The sequence below is a fragment of the Bacillus sp. SRB_8 genome, assembly GCF_003264205.1.
Classification (GTDB): Bacteria; Bacillota; Bacilli; order Bacillales; family Bacillaceae_G; genus Bacillus_A; species Bacillus_A mycoides.
In genome coordinates this window covers 1-8,092 of sequence record NZ_NADT01000048.1, presented here as the reverse complement: position 1 = coordinate 8,092, position 8,092 = coordinate 1, and the positions used below count along the sequence as shown (strand labels likewise).

The following is an 8,092-nucleotide window of genomic DNA, read 5'->3' as shown; positions in this document are numbered from 1 at the left end:
CTACTTGACAGGGATAAGACCAGACTGACTCTTTTTTTATATAGTAATTAGTTTAAAACTTTCACTGTAACTGTTTTACGTCCCCAGTTACTTGATGTACCTTTATCTGGCATTAAAACGTCAATTTTATTTCCTTTAATAGCTCCACCAGTATCACCAGCGATTGCTACTCCGTAACCTTCAACCCATACTTTTGAACCTAATGGAATTACACTTGGATCAACTGCAATTAGTTTCATGTTTGGATTAGCTGTTAAGTTATGACCCATAGCTGATTTTACTTGGTCTCCTGCTTTGTAACCATTTTCAAGTGGATCTGCTGTGTAAGCTGTTGCTACAACTCTTAATTCACGAGAAGAAGATGGTGCACTTGTTTCAGTTTCTTTCGCAACAGGTTGTTGTGTAGCTGGTTTTTGAGCTTTAGCCGCTTCACGAGCTTTAGCTGCCTCTTGAGCCTTAGCTGCTTCACGAGCTTTAGCCGCTTCACGAGCCTTAGCTGCTTCTTGAGCTTTAGCCGCTTCACGAGCTTCAGCTGCTTCTTGAGCTTTAGCCGCTTCACGAGCTTTAGCTGCCTCTTGAGCCTTAGCTTCTGCTTGAGCTTCAGCTTCTGCCTGAGCTTTAGCTGCTTCACGAGCTTTAGCTGCTTCTTGAGCCTTAGCTTCTGCTTGAGCTTTAGCTGCTTCAGTTGCTTCTTGAGCTTTAGCTGCTTCACGAGCTTTAGCCGCTTCTTGAGCCTTAGCTTCTGCTTGAGTTTCAGCTGCTTCACGAGCTTTAGTTGCTTCTTGAGCCTTAGCTTTTGCTTGAGTTTCAGCTACTTCCCCGGCTTTAACTGCTTCACGAACTTTAGCTGTATCTTGAACGTTAGTTACTTTTTCAGCTTTAACTACTGGCTGAACTTTAACTGGTGCTTTTCCTGTTAAGTAAGGAATGTGTACATAAGCTGTTTGGCCGTTATATTCAAATTGGATCCAATCATTTTGTACTTGGTGTGTTGTTTCGATTACATCATCTTTTTTCAATTTACCAAGAATCGCTGAATCTGTATTCGCTCCAGCACGTACGTTTAATACGTTTGCTGTTACGTAGTAAGTATCTTTTGTGTAGTCAGCGCTTATGAAAGCCTCTTTACCACTATTTAATTTAACTTTTGACCATCCGTTTTCTGTATGTAAAACGTTAACTTTATATCCATCTAATAACTTTCCGACAACTTGTGATTCAGTAGTTGGGTTTTCTCGTACATTTAGTACATCAGTCGTTACGATTGTTTCTGCTTTAGCAGATGTTGTGAAAATCCCAAGACCAAAAACCGCTGCTGTTGCTATACCCATAAATTTTTTCATAATAGCCTCCATTGCATTTGTTTTCGTTGACCTCATTATAGCAACCATTATTTTCTTATTTGCGGAAAACACAAAACTACAAAGCATTCGTAACGAGGCATTAATATTCTGTAATAATTCCATTAATATCCTGATAGCGTTTTCTTTGCGTTTTTGAGGGGATTAGAACATGCGATTCATAAAATCAACACTTTTTTAATTACTAATAGATTAATAATGTATCAGTGGTGTTACTAGAATGTTTCTGTAACATTACGAAAAAGGGGTATTTAACTATTTGAATCGTAATGTAGTTATGAAAATATAATTTTCTTGTGTGTGAAGTCGTATATATAGGGGGGATTTTAATGAAATAGAGATATAATTGTTACAAAATAAGTTGTAGTATGGAAAAAATTACGCCTTGAATTTGTTCTTTTACATATTATTTTTGCAATAATAGGATTGTAGGATAGTGGTAATGCGAAATGAAAGTTGCAAGGATAAAAAGATAATCGCAACATGAAACATATATAATAGAAGAAACATGATTTAAAGGGATGATATCGTTATGAGTTGGTTCGCGAGTTGCAGTAGAATTATCCCGCTATTTGTGGGCAGTAAAACCCCCACCTCAAAATTCGGCTGAAGCAAAGAAGTTAGGTGGGAGATTAACTGCCCGTAAAAGACCGATTGGTGAAGGCTAATAATCAGTGGGGGATGAACAAAACCCCCACTGATTATAGTTTCACTTTATATAATAGAAGTTAGAGGTTCTTATTTTTGTCAAAACGTCGATGAAATTACATTTGCCTTCAACAAAATAAAAAACGTAGGAGTGTAAACTCCTACGTTTTTTTATTTACTCATATCGTAAACATTCAATTGGATCAAGTTTAGCAGCTTTGTTTGCTGGTAGTAAACCGAATGCAATACCGATTAGCATTGAGATACCTACTGAAAGAAGTCCAAGTTCTTTTGAGATAACGAGTGGCCATCCGGCAAAGATTGAGACGATCCAAGCGAAGAAAATACCAAGCATGAATCCGATGAAACCACCGAGACCTGTTAAAATACAAGATTCAATTAAGAATTGTGTTAATACTTTACCGCGCGTTGCACCAAGTGCTTTACGAATACCGATCTCACGTGTACGTTCTGTTACAGATACAAGCATGATGTTCATTACACCGATACCACCAACAAGTAAGGAGATAGCGGCAATGCCACCGAATACCATTTTCATCATACCGATGGATTCGTCTAATTGCTTCGTAAATTCACCTAAGTCCTGTGCTTCGAATTTGTGCTCGAATTTAGGAGCTTTCATGTCGTTTAAAACAGAAACAGCTTGTTTTTCTACACTTTTACGTTCTGTTGGAGAGGTCATTGTTAATTTTACAGAGTCATACTCATTTACTCCTGAAATGACAGGCGCGTTTTCAAGAGATGTATAACCTTCAGGCATAGCCATTCCAAATTCGTTTTTCGTTTCGTATACACCGACTATTTTATACGGCTTTCCTTTTACATCTGTGTATAGATTTGATTCCCAACCACTAAATAATTTGTTGAAAGCTTCTTCATTTAATATAACAGCAGGAATTGCTTGGTTTAATTCGCTGTCGTTTAATTCACGACCGTGAACTAATTTTATTTTCGAATCTGTCATAAAGGCGCCTGTTCCACCTTTTAAATCAAGAGAGACATCTTTTGAACCAGAAGATGCTTTTACTTTCATACTTACATCTGGATAAACATCTTTAACGCCTGGTACAGTTTGAAGACGTTTTAGCATATCAGGTGTGATTTTGGCACTATCAGTTCCATAATCAGGGTTGTTGTAGTAAATCGTTACTTCAGTATCTTTTCCTTGGCCTAACTCTTTTTTAAACTTTGCATTTGTACCATCACCCATTGAAATGATAGTAATAATGGCGCTAATACCGATAATAATACCTAGCATTGTTAATATAGAACGCATTTTATGAGCAAAGATAGAGGAAAGGGCCATGCGTATATTTTCACTCGTGTTCAAAATTAACCTCTCCAATCTTGGACGATATTTCCGTCACGAATTACAATTTGACGTGCTGCCGCTTCCCCAATTTCACGATCGTGGGTAATCATAATGATTGTTGAGCCTTGTTTGTTTAATTCGTAAAAGAGATCCATAATTTGTGTACTTGTTTTCGTATCAAGTGCACCCGTCGGTTCATCTGCTAAGAGAAATTTCGGGTTATTTACGATTGCACGTGCGACTGCGACACGCTGCTTTTGTCCACCTGACAATTCATTTGGTAAGTGAGTAGCACGATCAGCTAAACTGACTTTTGTTAAAGCTGCTAATGAGCGCTCACGTCTTTCTTTTTTATCGACTCCAGCGTAAATAAGAGGTAGTTCTACATTTTGAAGTGCTGTAAGTCTCGGTAATAACATAAAGTTTTGGAATATGAATCCGATCTCTTTATTACGAACATGTGCAAGTTCTGTTTCAGACATGTTTGAAATGTTTTGACCAGCTAGTTCGTACGCACCTGTCGTTGGTTTATCTAAGCAACCGATAATGTTCATTAATGTTGATTTACCAGAACCAGATGGTCCCATAATAGAAGTGAATTCTCCTTGGTTTAGTTTTACATCAATTCCGTGTAATATTTGAACGGACTCTGCACCATTTTGGAAAGATTTCGTGATGCCTTTTAAGTTAATCATTGAGTGACAACCTCCATACCGTCTTTTAAGTCTTTTTCAGGTTTAGAGATAATTTCCTCTCCTTTTTTCACTCCAGAAACTTTTGCTTCGCTATCTGTCTCGAATTCAACAGTAACTGCTTGTTCTTTCGCTTTACCGTCTTTTACAACGAAGACAACATTTTTGTCACCTTTTTTCACAATGCTGCTTTTCGGAACAATCGTACCAGTTGCTTCGCCAGATTTACTTGTTACGTAAACATGGAAGCCGTTTTGTAATTCTTCACTATTATCTAATGTGACAGTGAATTGATAATTAGAAACAGTTTTATTTTCGTCCATGCTCTTTAATGGTGTAGAACCGATTTCTGTTACTTTTCCTGTCCAAGTCTTACCAGCGACAGTTTTTGATGAAACAGTTACTTCTTGCCCAACTTTCATACTAGCAAGTTCATATTCAGAAAGTTGACCTTTTACTTTAAATTGACCAGCGTGACGAAGTGTAATGCCACTCATACCTGTTTTTTCATCAGCAGTTTTTACGATATCATCAATTACACCGTCGGTTGGACTCGTTACAGAAAGTGTGTTTACTTTCTCTTTTGCTGCTTTAATCATTTCATCAGCTTTTTCTACTTCAAACTTTTTCATTTCAAGTTGTGATTCTAATTGTTGCACTTCGACTTCCGATGCCTTTAATGCTTCCTGAGGAAGACCTGCATTTTTATCTTTTTGTAATTTTTGTTTCGCTGCATCAATTTGTTTTTGATATAATGTCACTTCTTTTTGTGCAATTTTCTTTTGCATTTCTGCTTCTGTTACACCTTGTTTAGCAGTAGGGTCATTATATTTAAATAGAAGCTGCCCTTTTTTCACTTCGTCACCTTTTTTAACAGCTAATTCATACGTACCTTTTGTTGGATCAAATGAAATCGTTTCAATTCCATTTGGAATAACTTCGCCGCCAAATTTTTGTGCATTTTCAATTTGTTTTTCTGTAACTTTATAACCGCTATATGCCATTGCTACTTCTGAACTACCGCCAGCTAAAGCAAAATATGATCCAGCAGCAATTCCGATCGCTACTACACTAGTAATTAACACTTTATTTTTCTTCTTCATCTATTTATCACCTTTTCGTTCGTTTTAGTATCTACATTAAGTATAGAAGAGGTGAAGAATCTGACAAATCGTTTTAGCTTACAATAACCTTACAGTTTTGTAAGGTATCGATATGTAAATGTAAGGTGGAGGTTGTCCTAGTTTAAGCAAATGAATTGACTCGTTGTTTCTTTCTAACAATAATATTGTATGAAGGAGAGGAGGAAGGAAGATGGAAGCTTATTTTAGTGCGTATCCATTAAAACCATTTATTCCATACTCAAGGCAACATGCTATTATATTATTTATTATGTTGGTGGGGATAGTTTTTCTATATCAATACCAAGATGTATTACGCCAAAGTGAGTGGAATATAACGGTTCGATATGCGATCGCATTTCTATTTATAGGGAGTGAGATTGGGCTTCATATGTGGGAATGGGAAGTGGGTATTTTTGAGCTAGGCACTTCATTACCATTTGAGTTATGTACGATAAGTTTGTTGTTAGCGTCGATTATGATTATAACGAAAAGTTATCGAATATATGAGATTGTGTTTTTTACAGGAATTATCGGTGCATCACAAGCCATTTTAACGCCGAACGTGCAATACGCTTTTCCGCATTTTCGCTTTATAGAATTCTTCATTGCACATGTATTACTCATTTGGGCACCGCTCTTTATGACGTGGGTAGAAGGATATAGACCTACCTTGCAATCGATTAAGCGTACGATGATATTTTTAAACATAGTAATTCCAATCGTTTCATTTGTGAATTATAAAACGGGCGGCAATTATATGTTTTTAGCTCGTAAGCCAGAAACTGCTTCATTACTGGATATGTTAGGACCGCACCCTTACTATATTATTTCATTGGAGATTGCTGCTCTCATTGGATGTTTAATTTTGTATATGCCGTTTGCGAAAAGAGAAGAACATGCACAGAAAGAATCACTAGGATCATAACCTAGTGATTTTTTTATATAAATATTTACAATTCAGAAAATTGGGAATAAAATTAGAGGGTAAATTACATATAGAGAGAAGGGAAAACGTGGTCAAAAAAGTTTTTCTGAATGGGATGGAAGTGACGGTTCAATTTATTATTTCGATTTTGGGTATTATTTGTTTAGGGGCACTGCCAAAGTTATTTTATGGATTTGAGCTGCATGCATCAAAGTACATACAGAGTTTAAAAGAAGTGTTTGTGAACTTAATGGATATTTCCAATTTTCAATATGTGAGAGGTAAATTTTTATTTCCGCAGTTGTTCGTCCATTATAAAGAAACGATTGTTATTTTTTTGGCTGCTTTTTTCATTTCATTATTTGTAGCATTTTGTATTGTTTATGTCATTATGAGTAGTTCACCGCGTATACAACATCGTATTAAATCATTTCTTATCTTCCTAGAATCTATTCCAGACATTCTTCTTATTTTAGTATCACAAATTTTAGTTGTATGGTTTTTTAAACAAACAGGCTTTTTACCTTTTCAAATTGCGTCAATCGGAGGCGAGTCGATTAGAGGATTGCCAATATTTTGTTTGAGTATACCGACTACGATTCTGTTTGTAAAAATGTTAGTGCTTCGTTTTGAAAATGAGCTAGAAAAAGATTATGTACTATTTGCTAAGGCGAAAGGGCTGAATCGTATTCATATTTTAAATCGTCATGTTTTACGAAATGTGTTGCTTAGTACACTTTTCTTTGCGAAAACGAATGTTTTTTTTATGTTATCTAATTTATATATTATAGAATGGATTTTTAATACGGGTGGTATTTTTATGTTTTTGAAATCTTATGAAGGTATTAGGGTTGAGGTTTTCATCGTTAGTGTGCTGCTTATTTATATTCCGATTTTTATTTTATTCAAATTGTTTCATTATCTCATTCCAGCTGCGATGAAGGAGAGATTATAATATGTGGACGTATATAAAACGTGATAAAAGATTTTGGATAAGCATTGGATTTCTTCTCATATTAGTTCTTTTGAGCATCGGAAATACGATATGGAATGATGGACAGATTAAAAAAGTTACGTTGCAATATGATGCGGCTGGAAATCCAGAAGTGCCACCGTTTTCACCTTCATTACAATTTTTACTCGGGACAGACCGGAAAGGATACGACCTGTTACATTTAGTCATTGAAGGTGCGAAGTGGACGATTGGTATCTCTATTTTAATTGCGGCACTTAGAATGGTAATAGGTGTGTTTTTCGGTGTTATACTCGGAACATATGTAAAAAGAGGGTTTTCAAAAATCGAGGCTTTTTTTGATAGTTTTACGGTTATTCCGACAGTTATGATTGCGTATTTTTTTCTTCACTTTGCAAATGCATTTGGGAGTGGAGAGGAAACAACAACCTTTTTTGAAAGGGCTTCGTTTCAAGTTTTATTACTTGTAATGCTTGTGATGCCAGTTATTGCACTGTATGTTGCGAAGGAAGTTCGTAAATTGAGAACCGAAGAATTTATTGAAGCTGCGTGCATATTAGGTGGATCAAGAAGGCACATTGTTATAAAACATCTTTTTCCGCATCTCTATATGACGTTTATACTCGTATTTCTTCAACAGTTTACGCAGACTCTTACTATTTTACTGCACTTAGGGTTACTGGAAGTATTCTTTGGTGGAACAGTTAACTTTATGGGGCCGGTGGAAGAAGTGGAATCTTATACGCATGAATGGTCAGGTTTAATTGGAGTATACTTTAGGTCATTAACAGTGCATCCATGGATTCCTCTCGTCCCAATTACATTTTTCGGGCTTACTATTTTTTCAGGAAATATGATTGTGAAAAGTATAGAAGAGGCGATGTTGAAAGTAAGATTAGGAGGAGAGAGAAAGAAGATAGTTGTAGAAGAAGAACAATCTGCTGTGCAGTCAAAAGAAGAGTTATTTACTTTTAAACATACGATGTGAAATGAAAAAAAAGAAGCAAGCATAATTGATATGATCCCCTTATAGTAG

At 36.0% G+C, this 8,092-nt stretch carries 7 protein-coding genes; 3 read left to right on the top strand and 4 right to left on the bottom strand.

Annotated features, from left to right (window positions below; genetic code table 11):
* Positions 1-47: 47 nt before the first annotated feature.
* The 4 genes from entC to B5P40_RS28135 form a co-directional block, all read right to left on the bottom strand.
* The gene (gene entC / locus B5P40_RS28150; protein WP_113710290.1) at positions 48-1,466 is read right to left on the bottom strand and encodes a cell wall-binding protein EntC; all 1,419 of its coding nucleotides are present in this window, start codon (positions 1,464-1,466) and stop codon (positions 48-50) included.
* Positions 1,467-2,184: 718 nt separating this feature from the next.
* A complete protein-coding gene (locus B5P40_RS28145; RefSeq protein WP_002029935.1) occupies positions 2,185-3,336 on the bottom strand; it encodes an ABC transporter permease in 1,152 nt (383 codons plus the stop codon).
* 26 nt (positions 3,337-3,362) lie between these two features.
* Entirely contained in the window at positions 3,363-4,037 is a 675-nt protein-coding gene (locus tag B5P40_RS28140; RefSeq protein ID WP_002188403.1) for an ABC transporter ATP-binding protein, read from the bottom strand.
* The gene (locus B5P40_RS28135; protein ID WP_002010766.1) at positions 4,034-5,137 is read right to left on the bottom strand and encodes an efflux RND transporter periplasmic adaptor subunit; all 1,104 of its coding nucleotides are present in this window, start codon (positions 5,135-5,137) and stop codon (positions 4,034-4,036) included. Before B5P40_RS28135 ends, B5P40_RS28140 begins: the two co-directional genes overlap by 4 nt.
* Before the next feature lie 211 nt (positions 5,138-5,348).
* On the opposite strand from B5P40_RS28135, the gene B5P40_RS28130 reads away from it, so the two are divergent.
* The 3 genes from B5P40_RS28130 (at position 5,349) to B5P40_RS28120 (ending at position 8,044) form a co-directional block, all read left to right on the top strand.
* Entirely contained in the window at positions 5,349-6,083 is a 735-nt protein-coding gene (locus B5P40_RS28130; protein ID WP_078176295.1) for a YwaF family protein, read from the top strand.
* 88 nt (positions 6,084-6,171) lie between these two features.
* Positions 6,172-7,038 (top strand): ABC transporter permease subunit, encoded by an 867-nt coding sequence (locus B5P40_RS28125; protein WP_002188405.1) that lies wholly within the window; start codon positions 6,172-6,174, stop codon positions 7,036-7,038.
* A gap of 1 nt (position 7,039) precedes the next feature.
* Positions 7,040-8,044 (top strand): ABC transporter permease, encoded by a 1,005-nt coding sequence (locus B5P40_RS28120; protein ID WP_078176297.1) that lies wholly within the window; start codon positions 7,040-7,042, stop codon positions 8,042-8,044.
* The last annotated feature ends 48 nt before the right edge of the window (positions 8,045-8,092 follow it).